At 64.8% G+C, this 14,089-nt stretch carries 18 protein-coding genes; 6 read left to right on the forward strand and 12 right to left on the reverse strand.

The annotated features are described in order from the left end of the window. The first annotated feature begins 25 nt into the window (after positions 1–25). Positions 26–301: a metalloregulator ArsR/SmtB family transcription factor gene (locus tag CK224_RS16855; RefSeq protein WP_067002023.1), complete on the forward strand. Its 276-nt coding sequence runs from the start codon at positions 26–28 to the stop codon at positions 299–301. Between the two features lie 24 nt (positions 302–325). Here CK224_RS16855 and CK224_RS16860 read toward each other — a convergent pair whose 3' ends face one another. The 5 genes from CK224_RS16860 to CK224_RS16875 all read right to left on the reverse strand — a co-directional run bounded on the left by CK224_RS16860 (position 326) and on the right by CK224_RS16875 (position 2,730). Continuing rightward, a complete protein-coding gene (locus CK224_RS16860) occupies positions 326–640 on the reverse strand; it encodes an SRPBCC domain-containing protein (protein ID WP_348628396.1) in 315 nt (104 codons plus the stop codon). Next, complete coding sequence (locus tag CK224_RS32520; RefSeq protein WP_348628397.1) at positions 610–789, reverse strand: hypothetical protein; 180 nt, start codon at positions 787–789, stop codon at positions 610–612. Before CK224_RS32520 ends, CK224_RS16860 begins: the two co-directional genes overlap by 31 nt. Positions 790–800: 11 nt before the next feature. Continuing rightward, positions 801–1,136: a metalloregulator ArsR/SmtB family transcription factor gene (locus CK224_RS16865; protein WP_067002018.1), complete on the reverse strand. Its 336-nt coding sequence runs from the start codon at positions 1,134–1,136 to the stop codon at positions 801–803. 6 nt (positions 1,137–1,142) lie between these two features. Then, positions 1,143–1,799 carry a glutathione S-transferase family protein gene (locus CK224_RS16870; protein WP_095782514.1) on the reverse strand — a complete coding sequence of 219 codons (657 nt, stop codon included), beginning with the start codon at positions 1,797–1,799 and terminating at the stop codon, positions 1,143–1,145. 91 nt (positions 1,800–1,890) lie between these two features. Beyond that, positions 1,891–2,730 carry an alpha/beta hydrolase gene (locus tag CK224_RS16875; protein ID WP_095782515.1) on the reverse strand — a complete coding sequence of 280 codons (840 nt, stop codon included), beginning with the start codon at positions 2,728–2,730 and terminating at the stop codon, positions 1,891–1,893. A gap of 83 nt (positions 2,731–2,813) precedes the next feature. On the opposite strand from CK224_RS16875, the gene CK224_RS16880 reads away from it, so the two are divergent. After that, positions 2,814–3,332 carry a helix-turn-helix domain-containing protein gene (locus CK224_RS16880; RefSeq protein WP_095782516.1) on the forward strand — a complete coding sequence of 173 codons (519 nt, stop codon included), beginning with the start codon at positions 2,814–2,816 and terminating at the stop codon, positions 3,330–3,332. Between the two features lie 34 nt (positions 3,333–3,366). Here CK224_RS16880 and CK224_RS16885 read toward each other — a convergent pair whose 3' ends face one another. The 3 genes from CK224_RS16885 to CK224_RS16895 form a co-directional block, all read right to left on the reverse strand. Continuing rightward, positions 3,367–3,768, reverse strand: coding sequence for a hypothetical protein (locus CK224_RS16885; protein ID WP_095782517.1), 402 nt, complete (start codon positions 3,766–3,768; stop codon positions 3,367–3,369). A 260-nt stretch (positions 3,769–4,028) separates the two neighbouring features. Then, entirely contained in the window at positions 4,029–4,211 is a 183-nt protein-coding gene (gene rpmF / locus CK224_RS16890; RefSeq protein WP_006203806.1) for a 50S ribosomal protein L32, read from the reverse strand. A gap of 153 nt (positions 4,212–4,364) precedes the next feature. Then, a complete protein-coding gene (locus tag CK224_RS16895) occupies positions 4,365–5,072 on the reverse strand; it encodes a transglycosylase domain-containing protein (protein ID WP_067002212.1) in 708 nt (235 codons plus the stop codon). 129 nt (positions 5,073–5,201) lie between these two features. Here CK224_RS16895 and CK224_RS16900 point away from each other — a divergent pair, with 129 nt between their 5' ends. Then, positions 5,202–6,119 carry a polyprenyl synthetase family protein gene (locus CK224_RS16900; protein ID WP_095782518.1) on the forward strand — a complete coding sequence of 306 codons (918 nt, stop codon included), beginning with the start codon at positions 5,202–5,204 and terminating at the stop codon, positions 6,117–6,119. Between the two features lie 37 nt (positions 6,120–6,156). On the opposite strand, the gene CK224_RS16905 is transcribed toward CK224_RS16900, so the two are convergent. Next, a complete protein-coding gene (locus tag CK224_RS16905; protein WP_095782519.1) occupies positions 6,157–7,080 on the reverse strand; it encodes an SMP-30/gluconolactonase/LRE family protein in 924 nt (307 codons plus the stop codon). 133 nt (positions 7,081–7,213) lie between these two features. On the opposite strand from CK224_RS16905, the gene CK224_RS16910 reads away from it, so the two are divergent. The 3 genes from CK224_RS16910 to CK224_RS16920 are packed head-to-tail and all read left to right on the forward strand — an operon-like array spanning position 7,214 to position 10,910. Next, the gene (locus CK224_RS16910) at positions 7,214–8,707 is read left to right on the forward strand and encodes a sugar ABC transporter ATP-binding protein (protein WP_095782520.1); all 1,494 of its coding nucleotides are present in this window, start codon (positions 7,214–7,216) and stop codon (positions 8,705–8,707) included. Between the two features lie 9 nt (positions 8,708–8,716). After that, entirely contained in the window at positions 8,717–9,799 is a 1,083-nt protein-coding gene (locus CK224_RS16915; RefSeq protein ID WP_095782521.1) for an ABC transporter permease, read from the forward strand. A 13-nt stretch (positions 9,800–9,812) separates the two neighbouring features. Then, positions 9,813–10,910 carry a substrate-binding domain-containing protein gene (locus CK224_RS16920; protein WP_095782522.1) on the forward strand — a complete coding sequence of 366 codons (1,098 nt, stop codon included), beginning with the start codon at positions 9,813–9,815 and terminating at the stop codon, positions 10,908–10,910. A 67-nt stretch (positions 10,911–10,977) separates the two neighbouring features. Here the strand turns inward: CK224_RS16920 and CK224_RS16925 are convergent, their stop codons facing one another. The 3 genes from CK224_RS16925 to CK224_RS16935 all read right to left on the reverse strand — a co-directional run bounded on the left by CK224_RS16925 (position 10,978) and on the right by CK224_RS16935 (position 14,089). Next, complete coding sequence (locus CK224_RS16925) at positions 10,978–11,970, reverse strand: LacI family DNA-binding transcriptional regulator (RefSeq protein WP_095782523.1); 993 nt, start codon at positions 11,968–11,970, stop codon at positions 10,978–10,980. Between the two features lie 75 nt (positions 11,971–12,045). Then, positions 12,046–13,080, reverse strand: coding sequence for an L-idonate 5-dehydrogenase (locus CK224_RS16930; RefSeq protein ID WP_095782524.1), 1,035 nt, complete (start codon positions 13,078–13,080; stop codon positions 12,046–12,048). Positions 13,081–13,141: 61 nt separating this feature from the next. After that, a complete protein-coding gene (locus tag CK224_RS16935; protein WP_095782525.1) occupies positions 13,142–14,089 on the reverse strand; it encodes a 2-hydroxyacid dehydrogenase in 948 nt (315 codons plus the stop codon).

A 14,089-nucleotide genomic window follows, 5' to 3' on the forward strand; every position in this document is an offset into this window, starting at 1 on the left:
GGGAACTTTGCCCCACAAATGAGGCATGATGTTTTCCGACGCTTTCGTGGCGATAGCCGATCCCAACCGGCGCTATCTCTTGGAAGAGCTCCGGCGCGGTCCCAAGACGGTGAATGAGTTGGCCGCCGGTTTGCCGGTTTCGCGCCCGGCCGTTTCCCAGCATCTGAAAGTCCTGCTCGACGCCGGTCTGGTCAATGCCAGGGCCGAGGGCACCAGACGCGTCTACGCCGTCAGCACCGCCGGCTTCCTCAGGCTGAATGTCTGGCTGGATCAGTTCTGGGAACTCTCCCCTGGAGAGTGACCGCTGGCCACCAGCCAGAGGCCCTCAGTTCGCTCCCTGCAGCGCCGCGCCAAGCGCGTCGAGCAGTTCGCCGGTGCCATGCTCGCGCGTGGCCGGCGAGTCGATGCCGTCGAAGAAGGCCCCTTGCTCCGTCAGGATCAGTCGCGTTCCCTTGCCTTCCGCGATGAGCTCGATCGTCGCCAGCGAAACCGAGACTCGGGTTTCGCCGAACAGCAGCTCATAGCTGTAGACGATGCGTTTGTTCGGTACGATGTCCTGGTAGACGGCGTTGAAGAAATGCGTCTGCCCGTCGCTCGGGCAGCCGGCATTCACCTCCTTGCCGCCGATGCGAAAGTCCATTTCATGCCGGCTCGGCACCGGGTCGTCGGGATCAAAAACCAGCGCTTCTTGGCCGCCGGATCGCTGAGCGCGAAATAGACCCTTTCGCGCGACGCCGGATAGAAGCGTTCGATGACGAAGGTGGAATGGACGACGGATCGTTCGGTCATGACTGATCCCTTCAGGTTTGGTCGTTGATGTCGGTGAGAAAATCGCCGAGCCGGTCGAGCCGGCGTTCCCAGGCCAGTCGCCGCTCGTTGATCCAATGCTCGGCTGCCCGCAATGCGTTTGGCTCGATCCGGCAGGTTCGCACCCGGCCAAGCTTCTCGGTGCTCACCAACCCGCTCGTCTCAAGAACGGCGAGATGCTGGACGACGGCCGACAGCGACATCGCCAGCGGCTCGGCGAGCTGACTGACCGATGCCGGTCCGCGCGACAGACGTTCCACCATCTGGCGCCGGGCGGGATCGGCAAGCGCCTGGAACATCAGATCGAGCTGGGCGGGATCGTGCAGCATCGAGGCTTAGCCATTATTGTAGGGGAAGAACTTGAAATAGGGCTGCGCCTCCTCGATCACGCGGGCGAAGCTCGGCCGTTCGAGCAGACGGTCGTGATAGCGTTTCACGGCGGGAAATTTGTCGCCGAACGGCTCGACCTTGTTGGCGTAAAACAGCGCCGGCGAGGCGGCGCAGTCGGCCAAAGTGAAGTGATCGCCGACCGCCCACGTTTTTGACTGCATCTCCCGTTCGATGATGGCGTAGGAATTGCGCAGCTGCTCGCGCGCCTGCTCGACTCCGAACGGATCGGTCTTGTCCTTTGGCCGCAGCCGGTCGCCGACGATCTTCTGCATCGGCTCCTGCACGTAGAAGTCGTAGAAGCGGTCGGCCTGGCGCACCTTGATGGCGAGGTCGACGTCGGCGGGAATGAGCTCGACCGGCCCGGGATAATAGGCGCCGAGATATTCGATCACGATGGTCGATTCCAGCACCGTGCGGCCCCGCGCGTCATCGCGCAGGGCCGGCATCTTGCCCGTCGGCGAAACCTTCAAGAAAGCCGCGCGCGACGGCGCATCGCCGAGATCGACGATCACCGGCGCAAACGGCGTGTTGTTTTCGTAGACCGCGATCAGCGGCTTCCAGCAGAAGGAAGCGAGCGGATGGAAATACAGCGTCAGGGACATTTTTTCTCCTGTCGGCGGGGGCCGAAGCAATACTGAAGTGATCACTTAACTATTTTCGCAGGCCGCCGGAGTCAATCCTAATCCCGCCGGGCTAGCCAAATGCGGCGATGGCTTCGAGGATTTGCGGCCAATCGTTGCGGTGCAGTTCGTGGCCGCCGCCTTCGATCCGCACCAGCCTGCCGCCGGCAACCGCGGCGGCGAGCGCCTCGCCGTGCTCGATCGGGAAGAGCGGATCGGTAGTGCCGTGGATGACGAGCAGCGGCACGGTCAAATCCCTTATTCGCCGCTCCGGGCCGCTGCTCTTCAGCAGGAAGTGGTTGGTGGCGCTGGCGAGACCGCCGGACCGATCGTAGTCCTCCTCGATCATCGCACGTGTCCGTTCGCTGTCGAACGAATGCAGGGTGCTGGCGATTGCGCGAGCGTCCCTGACCATGAAGTCGATGACCTGTTGCCGGTTCGACCAATCGACATCGGCACCTTCGGCGGAATGCTCTCGGTAGGCCTCGCTCGTCCCCGGCAAACCAGACGTATCGACACCGAGCGGTGAGCTGGAGATCACGGTGAGCGCGCTGACGCGTTCGGGACATTTCAGCGCTACGATCTGCGCGATCATGCCGCCCATCGACATGCCGACGACCTGCGCCTTGGCGATATTGTGATCGTCGAGCACACGGACGGCATCATCGACCATGTCCTCGAACCCGTAAGGCGGCGCGCCCGGCGTGTACTTGGTCGAGAGACCAGTGTCGCGATTGTCGTAGCGGATGACGAAACGGCCGCGCTCGGCAAGCGCCCGGCAGAAGGCTTCCGGCCACCAGAGCATCGAGGCCATGGCGCCCATGATCAGAAGGATCGCCGGGTCGGCCGGATCGCCGAAACTTTCCGAATGGATTTCAGGGCGACGCAAGACGGCTATCCTTCCCTCCTCCATCTCTCGATCTGCTTGCATGTTGCAATCAGTTGCAGGATAAGCAAGCTGATATCATAATGCAACCGGTTTTTTTGGATACTGGCATGAACACCGAGCACCGCTCCGGCTGCCCGATCAATCTGTCGCTCGAAGTTTTCGGCGACCGCTGGAGCCTGATCATCCTGCGCGACATTATCTTCGGCGGCAGGCGTCATTTTCGGGAATTGCTCAACGGCTCGATCGAAGGCATTGCCTCCAACATCCTGGCCGATCGCCTGAAGCGGCTGATGGAGCTCGGCCTCCTGACCAAGGCGGACGATCCCAGCCACAAGCAGAAGGCGATCTACAGCCTGACCGAGATGGCAATCACCCTTGTGCCGATCATGGCGCATCTCGGCGCCTGGGGCCGCGTCTGGCTGCCGGTGAGCGAGGAGCTGTCGATCCGAGCCGAGCTGCTCGAAAAAGGCGGCCCGCCGTTGTGGGATCGGTTCATGGACGAATTGCGCCACGAACATCTTGGAGCGCCGGTGAAGACGCCGCCCGGCACGGCGACCGTGCGCCGGCAGCTGCAGGCCGCCTATGAGGCGGTTGTCGCCCGCAAGCCTCAGGCCACCGCAGGTTGACGGCGTTTTGGACCGCGGGTCGCCGGGTGCAATCCTAGTTTAAGTTGATATCCCGGCTTGCCGACCGCATCGACACGGAGAAGCCGGCCAGCACATCAAACAGCGCGATGATCATTAGCGAAAAGAAGACCGAATGCGCGGCGCCCTTCACCAGCAGGAACTCGACCAGGAAGGCGATGAAGACCAGCGTCGACAACAGATGATCCAGGATCGACGCATTGGTGGTGCGCACCGATTTCGATATCTCGACGAAGAGGAAGATCAGCCCGATCAGCACCATCAGGTCGCCGAGCGTCATCGAGAAGACGCCGCCCGACATCATCCGGAACGAGAACATTTCGATCGTCCACGGATCGTCGCCGCCGCCGAACAGGCCGAGCAGTCCGAGGTTGTAGAGGACGAAGGGCACGATCAGCAGCGGGATGGCACCGAACATCTGGGCGTCTCCAATGAGGCACCCTTTTGTAAAAGGCGCGGCGGGCACGCCGTCAAGGCTTTTCGGCGACGGCGCCGAACACGCTCTAAATCCTAATGAAATAACGATGTCAGCCGTTTTCCCGCTGCCTTTTCGGCGGCTCGTGCCCAGCCAGCGCGAGGACCTTCATCCGGTCGCCAGAATCAAAAAGACCGGCCAGCGGCCGGTCCTCTGAAAACGTCACAACCATGGAAGCTTCTCAGCTTTCCCGTGCAAGCTTCTCAGCTTTCCTTCGGCTCCAGCACCTGGCGGCCGCGATACATGCCGGTCTTCAGGTCGATGTGATGCGGCCGGCGCATTTCGCCGGAATTCTTGTCCTCGACATAGGTCGGGGCCTTGAGGGCGTCGGCCGAGCGGCGCATGCCGCGCTTCGACGGAGAGGTTTTTCTTTTTGGAACGGCCATGGATATGCTCCACTACATGGTCAAAATGCCCCGGCAACCCTCGCGAAAGGGCCGCATCGAGGCCATAATCTGAGAAAGTCGGGTGCCTATACACGCCTTGCGCCGTTTTGGCCAGCACTGGCACGAATTTTTTTGAGCCGGCGCCGGGTCACCTTAATCGAGGCAACCGACGTAAGCGCCCGAGCGCCCGGCGCGCCGCTCGATCAGATTGGCGAGGCGCCTCAAGCCCGGGCCTGGCCTGGCCGGATTGCGCGCGATCGGGTTGGGCAGGCTGACGGCAAGCAGCGCTGCCTGCCGGCGCGACAATTGTCTGGCCGAGACGCCGAAATGATGCTGCGCGGCCGCCTCGATGCCGTATATGCCTGGCCCCCATTCCGCGATGTTGAGATAGATCTCCATGATGCGGCGCTTCGACATCACCGCATCGAAATAGACGGCCAGTGGCAGCTCGACCACCTTGCGCACGCTGCCCAGCGGCCGCGACCACAAAAACAGGTTCTTCACCGTCTGCATGGTGATGGTGGAGGCGCCGCGCGTCGCCTCGCCGGCAAGCGCATCGTCGACCACGCCGCGCAATTCGCCGAGGTCGACGCCGCGATGGAAGCAGAACTGCCCGTCTTCCGACATGATCACCGAATGCATGAGCACCGGCGCCACATCGTCGATCGAAACCCAGCGCCGGTCGTAGCCGGAGAAGGTGACAAGATCCTTCAGCATCAGCGTCGAAACCGGATGCACGAAGGGCGGCAGATAGAGAAAGGTGAGCGCGACCGGCATCGCGGCCAGCACGATCGCCGCGACCAGGCAGCGCCGGCCAAGGCGCTTGAGACCGGCGCGGTTCAGGCGCCGCGGCCGTGCCATGTCCAGCCCTTCGCTTTCATGTTCGACGATCGGTTCCGTCAAGTCGCCCCACCCGTGCCACCCGCTACTTCGGCATAATGGCGCGAGGCTGCTTGCGCAACGTCTGAGTGTCGGCTACCGGTCCCGGCCATGTTGAAAGACGACCGGGTGGCCTTCGAATCCGCGCTTTTTACGCGCGCCGCAGCAGTCGAGGTCCTGCTGCGGCAGGTCTTCGATGCGCCTCTGTTTTCCGGCGAGATCGCACGGCCGGAACGCCTGATGGCGGCGATGCGCCATGGCGTGCTCAACGGCGGCAAGCGGCTCCGCCCTTTTCTGGTGATGGAAAGCGCGGCGCTGTTTTCGGCAGATGACGAGGCGGCGCTGCGCGTCGCCGCCGCGCTCGAATGCGTGCATTGCTATTCGCTGATCCATGACGATCTTCCTGCCATGGACGACGACGATCTGCGCCGCGGCCAGCCGACGGTGCACAAAGCTTTCGACGAGGCAACCGCGATCCTTGCCGGCGACGCGCTCTTGACTTTGGCCTTCGACATCATCGCCGACGAGGCGACCGCGTTGCCGGCCGAGCGACGGGCGGCGCTGGTGCTGGCACTCGCCCGCGCCGCCGGAGCCGGCGGCATGGTCGGCGGCCAGACGCTCGACCTCGAGGCCGAGCGCAAGCGGCCGGACGAGGCCGGCATCATCCGTCTGCAGGCGATGAAGACAGGCGCGCTGATCCGTTTCGCCTGCGAAGCAGGCGCCATCATCGCCGGCGCATCCGCCGTCGACCGTGAAAGGCTGGCGGAGTTCGGCTCGGCGATCGGTCTTGCCTTCCAGCTAGCCGACGACCTGCTCGATCTCACCGCCGACGCAAAGCAGATGGGCAAGGCGACCAAGAAGGACGCCGCCGCCGGCAAGGCGACACTTGCCGCGCTGCACGGAGCCGATTGGGCGCGCGAGCAACTGCACGGCCTCATCGACCAGGCGCATGCGCTGCTGGAGCCCTATGGCGAGCAGGCGGATTTGCTGAAGGCGGCGGCAACGTTTGTCGCCACGCGGAGCAGCTGAGACCGCAGCTGACGCCGCGGACCTCAGGTCGCGGTTTTCACCCCCGCCCCGCGGCGTTCGCCACCACGAAAGCCGCGTAAAGCGACTGCCGCGCCGTGATGAACAAGCGATTGCGCTTGGGACCGCCGAAAGTCAGGTTGGCTACCGTCTCCGGGATGCGGATCTTGCCGATCAGCGTGCCGTCTGGATCGAAGCAATGGACGCCGTCGCCGGCCCCTGCCCAGACGCGGCCGGTCGTGTCCACCCTGAACCCGTCGAACAGACCGGCCGTGCAGGTGGTGAAAACGCCGAGTTCGCGCAGATTGTTGCCTTCGACAGCGAACTTGCGGATGTGCCTTGGCCCGTCCTTCTGATGCGTGACGCCTGTGTCGCCGACATAGAGGATCGTCTCGTCCGGGGAGAAGGCGAGGCCGTTGGGTTTTGCCATCGTGGAGACAACTCGCGTTACCTCACCGGTTCCAGGATCCGCGCGATAGACATGACATCCCTCGATCTCTTGCTCGCCGCGGTCGCCCTCGTAGTCGGTGGCGATGCCGTAGGGCGGGTCGGAAAACCACACCGTGCCATCCGAGCGCACCACCACATCGTTGGGCGAGTTCAAGCGCCTGCCTTCGAAGCGGTCGGCGATCACCGTGATCGAGCCGTCATGCTCGGTGCGGGTGACGCGCCGCGCGCGATGCTCGCAGGTGACCAGCCGCCCTTGGAAATCGACCGTGTTGCCGTTGGCGTTGTTGGACGGCGAGCGGAAGACCGAGACCGCGCCGCTGGTGTCGTCGTAGCGCATGATGCGGTCATTCGGGATGTCGGAGAAAAGGAGATACCGGCCGGCGGCAAACCACGCCGGGCCCTCGAGCCAGCGCCCGCCGGTCCACAGCCGCTCGACCGCAACGTGACCGACGAAACACCGCTCGAACCGCTCGTCGAGAACTTCGAACCCAGCGCCTTCAATGTCTCCGAACATGGTACTTCTCCGCGAAAACCGCCTCATCGATAGCCGGCGCGTTGACCCATTTTCAAGACTTGACCTGCCCAAATGTTAGCGATAACATCGGTCGCAATTCAGTCATTTGCTTGGCTTGGGAGGAGGCCAAAAAATGCGGCCCAAGCTCATCGAATTCATCGACATCTCCAAGCGCTTCGGCGGCACCCTGGCGCTCAAGTCGGTCTCGCTCGACATCCATGAGGGCGAGATCGTCGCGCTGCTCGGCGAGAACGGCGCCGGCAAATCCACGCTGATCAAGACGCTCGCCGGCATCCACAAGCGCGACCAGGGCACGATCCGCTTTCGCGGCGAGGATTATCACCATCGCCCGCCCCGCCCCAATCAGCCGCAGAAGGTCGCCTTTATCCATCAGGACCTCGGCTTGATCGAATGGATGACCGTGGCCGAGAATGTCGGCATGGCGCAGGGTTTTTCGCGCCGCATCAGCCTGATCGACTGGCAAGACACCGAGCGCCGCGCCGAGCGCGCGCTGGCGCTGGTCGGCTGTGCCTTCGATCCGGCGACGAGGGTGCAGGACCTCTCCCGCACCGAAAAGTCTCTGGTGGCGATTGCCCGGGCTTTGGCCACCGAGGCCGACGTCTTGGTTCTCGACGAGCCGACGGCGAGCCTGCCGGCGGACGAGGTCGAGCGCCTGTTCGAGGCGCTGCGGCCCCTGCGCCAGCGCGGCGTCGGCATGATCTATGTCTCGCACCGGCTGGACGAGGTGTTCCGCATCGCCGACCGCGTCGCCGTCATGCGCGACGGCCGCATGGTCGCGGTCAAGCCGGTGGCCGAGACCACGCCGCAGGAACTGGTCGATCTCATCGTCGGCCGGCCGGCGCACCAGATGTTTGCCAAGTCGCATTGGCAGGACGGGCCGGAGCGGCTCAGGGTGGAGAACCTCACCTGCGGCAGTGTCGGTCCGGTTCGCTTCGAGGCACGGTCCGGCGAGTTGCTTGGCCTGGTCGGCCTGCGCGGCGCCGGGCAGGAAGCCGTCGGCCGCGCGCTGTTTGGGGCCGAAGCTTTCGACGGCTTGGTCTGGCTCGACGGCAAGCGCCTCGACCTGTCCTCGGTCGGCGCCGCTCTTGCCGCCGGCGTCGGACTGATTGCGCGCGACCGCACCGAGGAATCCGTGGCGCTGTCGCTCTCGGTGCGCGAGAACATGTATCTCAACCCGTCGGCCGTCGGCCGCGGGCTCTTCTCCTTTATGAAGCCGGCCCGGGAAAGCGAGCTGACGCGGGAGCTCGGCGGGCGGCTGGGGCTGCGGCCCAATGACCCGCACCTGCCGATCGAGGCGCTCTCCGGCGGCAACCAGCAGAAGGTGGTCGTCGGCCGCTGGCTGGCGACGGGCCGCAAGCTTTTGATCGCCGAGGATCCGACGGCGGGCGTCGATGTCGGCGCCAAGGCCGAGATCTATCGGCTGATCGCTGCCGCGGTCGAAGCCGGGCTGGCAGTGATCGTCGTCTCCACCGATTTCGAGGAAGTCGCCCATATCTGTCACCGCGCGCTCGTCTTCTCGCACAATCGCATCGTGCGCGAGCTCGCCGGCGATGCCTTGACGACGGCGGCGCTCATCCGCGCCGCTTCCGTGTCCGAAGCTGCCTGAGGAGGATCCATGAACTCGATCAAATCGACGGCGCTTGAGCCGACCCGTTCGGAGCTCGCCGGGCTGAGCTACGGCCAGAAGGCGGCGCGCTATCTGCCGGTCTACGGCCTGCCGATCCTGACGCTGCTCCTGATCCTGCTCTTCTCGCTGCTCCTGCCGCGGACGTTCCCGACGCTGCTCAATTTGCGCTCGATCGTTTCCGACAAGGCGATCATCGCGCTCTTGTCGCTGGCGGCGATGATTCCGATGGCTTCGGGCCGCATCGACCTCACCGTCGGCTACGGCATCGTGCTCTGGCACATCCTTGCCATCAGCCTGCAAACCGCATTCGGCGTGCCCTGGCCGTTCGCGGTGCTCATCGTCATCCTGCTCGGCGTGCTCACCGGCTTCATCAACGGCCTGCTGGTCGAGGTGGCGCGCATCGATTCCTTCATCGCCACACTCGGCACCGGCACGGTGCTCTACGCTTTGGCAATGTGGTACACGGGCGGCCGCCAAGTCGTCGGCGTGCTTCCCGACGGTTTCCTTTCCCTCAACGGCACCATGCTGTTTGGCCTGCCGATCACCGGCTACTACGTCGTCGTGCTGGCGCTGGTGATGTGGCTGGTGCTCGAATACATGCCGCTCGGCCGCTACCTCTACGCCATCGGCGCCAATCCGAAGGCGGCCGCGCTCAACGGCATTCCGGTGCAGAGATTCGTCATGGGAGCCTTCGTCGCCTCCGGCGCGCTCACCGCCTTGGGCGGCGTGCTGCTGGCCTCGAAACTCAGGATCGGCCAGGCCAGTGTTGGCCTCGAATACCTGCTGCCGGCCCTGGTCGGCGCATTCCTCGGATCGACCACCATCAAGCCGGGTCGCGTCAACGTCTGGGGCACGATCGTCGGCGTCGTTATCCTCGCCGTAGGCATTTCCGGCATCCAGCAGTTCGGCGGCTCGTTCTGGGTAGAGCCGCTGTTCAACGGCGTCACCCTGCTCGTCGCGATCGGCATTGCCGGCTACGCGCAGCGCCGCCGCGGCGCGGTGGTGCCGGCATCCGCGCCCACCAGCCGACCAGCCACCAGCCAATCAACAAATACAACCGACAATGCTTAATGGGAGAAACGATATGCAGCGCAGAACAGTCCTACAGCTCGGAATTGCCTGCCTGGCGCTTGGCATCGCCTCGCCGACGCTGGCCGACCCGATGGCCGACGCCAAAGCGGTGGTGGATAAATATGCCAGCAAGGTCGAGAAGTGGGACGGACCGACCACGGGACCGAAAGGGGCCGCCGGCAAGACCATCGTCGTGCTTGGCGCCGACATGAAGAACGGCGGCATCCTCGGCGTCACCAAGGGTGTCGAGGAAGCCGCTGCCGCCCTGGGCTGGACGGTCAAGACGCTTGACGGCGCCGGCTCCATCGGCGGCCGCACCGCTGCCTTCGGCCAGGCGCTGGCGCTCAATCCCGATGGCATCATCATCAACGGCTTCGACGCCGTCGAGCAGAAGCCGGCGATGGAGCAGGCCAAGGCGGCCAAGATCCCGATGGTGGCCTGGCACGCCGCGCCGACCGTCGGCCCGATCGACGATCTCGGCATCGTCGCCAACGTCTCGACCGATCCAATGCAAGTTTCGAAGGCGGCCGCCGACTGGGCCTTTGTCGACGCCAAGGGCAAGCCCGGCGTCATCATCTTCACCGATTCCACCTACCAGATCGCTATCGCCAAGGCGGACCGGATGAAGAAGGAGATCGAGGATCTCGGCGGCAAGGTGCTCGAATATGTCGACACGCCGATCGCCGAGACCTCGCAGCGCATGCCGCAGCTCACCACCTCGCTGCTGCAGAAATACGGCGATCAATGGACCCATTCGCTGGCGATCAACGACCTCTATTTCGACTTTATGGGGCCGTCGCTCGCGGCGGCCGGCAAGTCCGGCACCGATGCGCCGATCAACGTCGCGGCGGGCGACGGTTCGGAATCGGCCTACCAGCGCATCCGCTCCGGCCAGTTCCAGAAGGTGACGGTGGCCGAGCCGCTGAACCTGCAGGGCTGGCAGCTTGTCGACGAGCTCAACCGCGCCATGGCCGGCGAGAAATGGTCGGGCTACATCTCGCCGCTGCATGTGGTGACTTCCGACAATGTCGAGTTCGACGGCGGCCCGGACAACCGTTTCGACCCGGGCAACGGCTACCGCGACCAATACAAGAAGATCTGGGGCAAATAGACGCCATCCAGAACGATCAGCGAGCGGTCGGCGATCATCCCGCCGGCCGTTCGTTTTTTCCGACGCTTCAGGCCGTGTGTCGCACAACAACCTTGGGCGTCATGCCGATTACGACGCGGTCATCGAGCGCTCGCCGCCCGTTGAGCAGGTCGAGCACCAGCTCGGCGACGCGGATGCCGATCTCATGCGCGCCGACGTCGATCGTGGTGATCGAAGGCACCGACTGCTCGGCGAGATCATAGGCGCCGAAGCCGGCAATCGCCACGTCGTCCGGCACGCGGATGCCGCGTCGAACGCATTCCATCAGGGCGCCGAAGGCGGAGAGGTCGGACACGCACATCACCGCTTGTGTATCCGGCCAGCTCGAGATCATCTCGACCATGGCGGTCGCGCCCTCGCGCATCGAGATCGGCGGCACGCCGGAGGCAATCACGCGCGAAGCGTCGAGGCCGCGGTCCTCCAGCGCCGCGACGAAGCCGCGCCGGCGGTCCAGGCCGCGGGTGTCCCGCGAGGTGTCGCCACCGATAAAGCCCAGCCTCGAATAGCCGCGCTGGACGAGATGATCGACCATCAGCCGCCCGGCATCGGCATTGGAAAAGCCGACGACGTGGCCGATGGGATCGGCTGGCAAATCCCAGGTCTCCACCACCGGAACGCCGGCATTTGCCAGCAGCTTGCGGCAGCGCGGCGTGTGCCGGCCGCCGGTGACGATGATCGCCTCCGGGCGCCGCTGCAGCAATTGCCCGACCAGGCGTTCCTCCTCCTCGACATTATAGTCGGTGAAGCCGAGCAGGATCTCCAGCCCGCTGTCGCGCAGGCCCTCGGTCATCCCGCGCACCGTGTCGGCGAAGTTGGCGTTGTTGATCGAAGGGATCGTCGCGGCCACGAACCCCGACCGCCGCGACGACAGGTTGGCGGCGATGCTGTCGAAGACATAGCCGAGCTCTTCAGCCGCCTTTAGGATGCGGTCGCGCGTATCGGCGCTGACCGAAGCGTCGCGCTTGAAAGCGCGCGACACGGTCATCGTCGAGACGTTGGCGCGATGCGCGACATCGGCCATGGTTGGCCGTTTGGGCGAAGATTGCATAGCCGTACGTTATCGATATCACGGCGGAATGCAACGCGCCGTTGCAGCTCACGCAAACGCGATCTGGACCTTCATCGCCTGGCTGCGGTCGTTGGCGAGCTCGAAGCCGGAAAGCGCCTCGTCGACCGGCACCGAGTGGGTGATCAGCGGCTTCACGTCGATCAGCCCCTTGCGCATCAGCTCAACGCCGACGGCGAATTCGGGATGGAAGCGGAACGAGCCGTTGATCGATAGTTCCTTGGCGGTCACCGTCGACATCGGCAGTGCCATCTCGGCGCCGCCGAGGCCGAGCTGGACGATGGTGCCGCGCGGACGCAGCGCCGCGATGCCTTGCGCCAGCGCCGCCGCCGCGCCCGAACATTCGTAAAGGATGTCGAACGTTCCCTTGTCGGCAAGGTAGGGCGCAAATCCTTCCGGCTCGCTTCGGGTGTTGATGGTCTTGTCGGCGCCGGCGCGCATGGCCATCGACAGCGTGAAATCGACGATGTCGACGGCGACGATCTCGGCGGCACCGGCGCGGCGCGCGCTGATGATCGACAGCAGGCCGATCGGCCCGCAGCCTGTGACCAGCACGCGCTTGCCCAGCATCTCTCCGGCCCGGCGCGTCGCGTGCAGACAGACCGCCAGCGGTTCGGCCATCGCCGCCTCGCCGGCGGTCAAGCCGTCGGCCGGGACGCACTGAATCGCGTCCGCCACCAGCATTTCACGAAACGCGCCCTGGATATGCGGGAACGGCATGGCGCTGCCGTAGAAGCGCATGTTGAGGCACTGGTTGTGCATGCCCTCGCGGCAATAGCGGCAGCTGTAGCAGGGTCGCGACGGAGACACGGCGACGAGCTGTCCCGTCTGCAGTCCACTCACTCCCGGCCCGAGGCTCTCGATCACGCCGGAGACTTCGTGGCCGAGGATCATCGGCTCCTTCAGGCGCACCGTTCCGAAGCCGCCGTGATTGTAGTAGTGCAGGTCGCTGCCGCAGATGCCGCCGGCGGCAAGACGCAACAGCACCTGGCCCGGACCCGGCTCCTCGACCGGACGGTCCTCGATGCGCAGGTCTTTGGCGGCGTGGATGACGATCGACTTCATGGCAGGCTAACTCCTCGGACTGTGCAGGCAGGCTTTGCGTGAAAACTTGCGTAAAACAATTTCACAGCACCGGCGTCAGCAACGGCTGGCCAGCAAAATGGGCGGCAAGGTTGTCGCGTACCAGCTTGCCCATCGCCTTGCGTGTCTCGATGGTGCCCGACGCATGGTGCGGCTGCAAAAGGACGTTGTCGAGCGCCAGGAACCGCGGATTGAGCTTCGGCTCGCCCTCGAAAACGTCGAGCGCGGCAGACCCCAGCGCCTTCTTCTCGAGCGCATCGAGCAGCGCATCCTCGTCGATATTGGAGGCGCGCGAAATGTTGATCAGCATGCCGTCCTCGCCAAGCGCCGCGATCACCTCCCTGTTGACGATGTGACGCGTGGCGGCGGAGGCGGCCAGCGTCACGAACAGGAAATCCGAACGCCTGGCCAACGGGACCGGATCGGCCACGAATTTCCAGTCCGAGGCGAAATCCTTCGGCCCGACATCGCTGTAGGCGATGTCCATGCCGAAGCCGGCAAGACGCTTGGCCACCTCATAGCCGATGCGGCCAAGGCCGAGCACGCCGGCCCGCCGGCCCCAGACGCGGCGCTTGAGCGGATAGAGCCCCTTCGCCGCCCAACTCCCGTCGCGCACCCAGCGCTCCGCGCCGATCATGCCGCGCGACAGGCACAGCATCATTGCGATGCCGAGATCGGCGACGTCGTTGGTCAACACATCAGGCGTATTGGTGACCCGCACGCCGCGCTCCCGGCACGCCGACAGATCGACCGCGTCGAAGCCGACGCCGTAGACGGAGACGACCTCGAGCGCCGGGCAGGCCTCGATCATGGCGCGGTTCGCGCCGAGTTCGCCGCGGGTGGCGATGGCGCGGACCTGCGGCCCGACGTCGGCGAGGAAGGACGGCTTGTCCTCGGCCGCGAAATAACGATGCACCACGAAGGCTTCGTTGAGCGGCACCTCGTCCCACGCGGGATAAGGTCCAACCTGAAGGATATGGGGCCGCTGCAT

This window comes from Mesorhizobium sp. WSM3862 (assembly GCF_002294985.1).
In the GTDB taxonomy this organism is placed as follows: Bacteria; Pseudomonadota; Alphaproteobacteria; order Rhizobiales; family Rhizobiaceae; genus Mesorhizobium.

Bases quoted from the DNA above. Each gene is read 5' to 3' on its own strand.
- CK224_RS16880 (WP_095782516.1), top strand. From the start codon at position 2,814: ATGAACACCGAGCACCGCTCCGGCTGCCCGATCAATCTGTCGCTCGAA.
- CK224_RS16870 (WP_095782514.1), bottom strand. From the start codon at position 1,799: ATGTCCCTGACGCTGTATTTCCATCCGCTCGCTTCCTTCTGCTGGAAG.
- CK224_RS16855 (WP_067002023.1), top strand. From the start codon at position 26: ATGATGTTTTCCGACGCTTTCGTGGCGATAGCCGATCCCAACCGGCGC.
- CK224_RS16925 (WP_095782523.1), bottom strand. From the start codon at position 11,970: ATGGCCGATGTCGCGCATCGCGCCAACGTCTCGACGATGACCGTGTCG.
- CK224_RS16930 (WP_095782524.1), bottom strand. From the start codon at position 13,080: ATGAAGTCGATCGTCATCCACGCCGCCAAAGACCTGCGCATCGAGGAC.
- CK224_RS16865 (WP_067002018.1), bottom strand. From the start codon at position 1,136: ATGCTGCACGATCCCGCCCAGCTCGATCTGATGTTCCAGGCGCTTGCC.
- CK224_RS16905 (WP_095782519.1), bottom strand. From the start codon at position 7,080: ATGTTCGGAGACATTGAAGGCGCTGGGTTCGAAGTTCTCGACGAGCGG.
- CK224_RS16920 (WP_095782522.1), top strand. From the start codon at position 9,813: ATGCAGCGCAGAACAGTCCTACAGCTCGGAATTGCCTGCCTGGCGCTT.
- CK224_RS16875 (WP_095782515.1), bottom strand. From the start codon at position 2,730: ATGGAGGAGGGAAGGATAGCCGTCTTGCGTCGCCCTGAAATCCATTCG.
- rpmF (WP_006203806.1), bottom strand. From the start codon at position 4,211: ATGGCCGTTCCAAAAAGAAAAACCTCTCCGTCGAAGCGCGGCATGCGC.
- CK224_RS16910 (WP_095782520.1), top strand. From the start codon at position 7,214: ATGCGGCCCAAGCTCATCGAATTCATCGACATCTCCAAGCGCTTCGGC.
- CK224_RS16860 (WP_348628396.1), bottom strand. From the start codon at position 640: ATGGACTTTCGCATCGGCGGCAAGGAGGTGAATGCCGGCTGCCCGAGC.
- CK224_RS16935 (WP_095782525.1), bottom strand. From the start codon at position 14,089: ATGCAGCGGCCCCATATCCTTCAGGTTGGACCTTATCCCGCGTGGGAC.
- CK224_RS16900 (WP_095782518.1), top strand. From the start codon at position 5,202: ATGTTGAAAGACGACCGGGTGGCCTTCGAATCCGCGCTTTTTACGCGC.
- CK224_RS16915 (WP_095782521.1), top strand. From the start codon at position 8,717: ATGAACTCGATCAAATCGACGGCGCTTGAGCCGACCCGTTCGGAGCTC.
- CK224_RS32520 (WP_348628397.1), bottom strand. From the start codon at position 789: ATGACCGAACGATCCGTCGTCCATTCCACCTTCGTCATCGAACGCTTC.
- CK224_RS16895 (WP_067002212.1), bottom strand. From the start codon at position 5,072: ATGGCACGGCCGCGGCGCCTGAACCGCGCCGGTCTCAAGCGCCTTGGC.
- CK224_RS16885 (WP_095782517.1), bottom strand. From the start codon at position 3,768: ATGTTCGGTGCCATCCCGCTGCTGATCGTGCCCTTCGTCCTCTACAAC.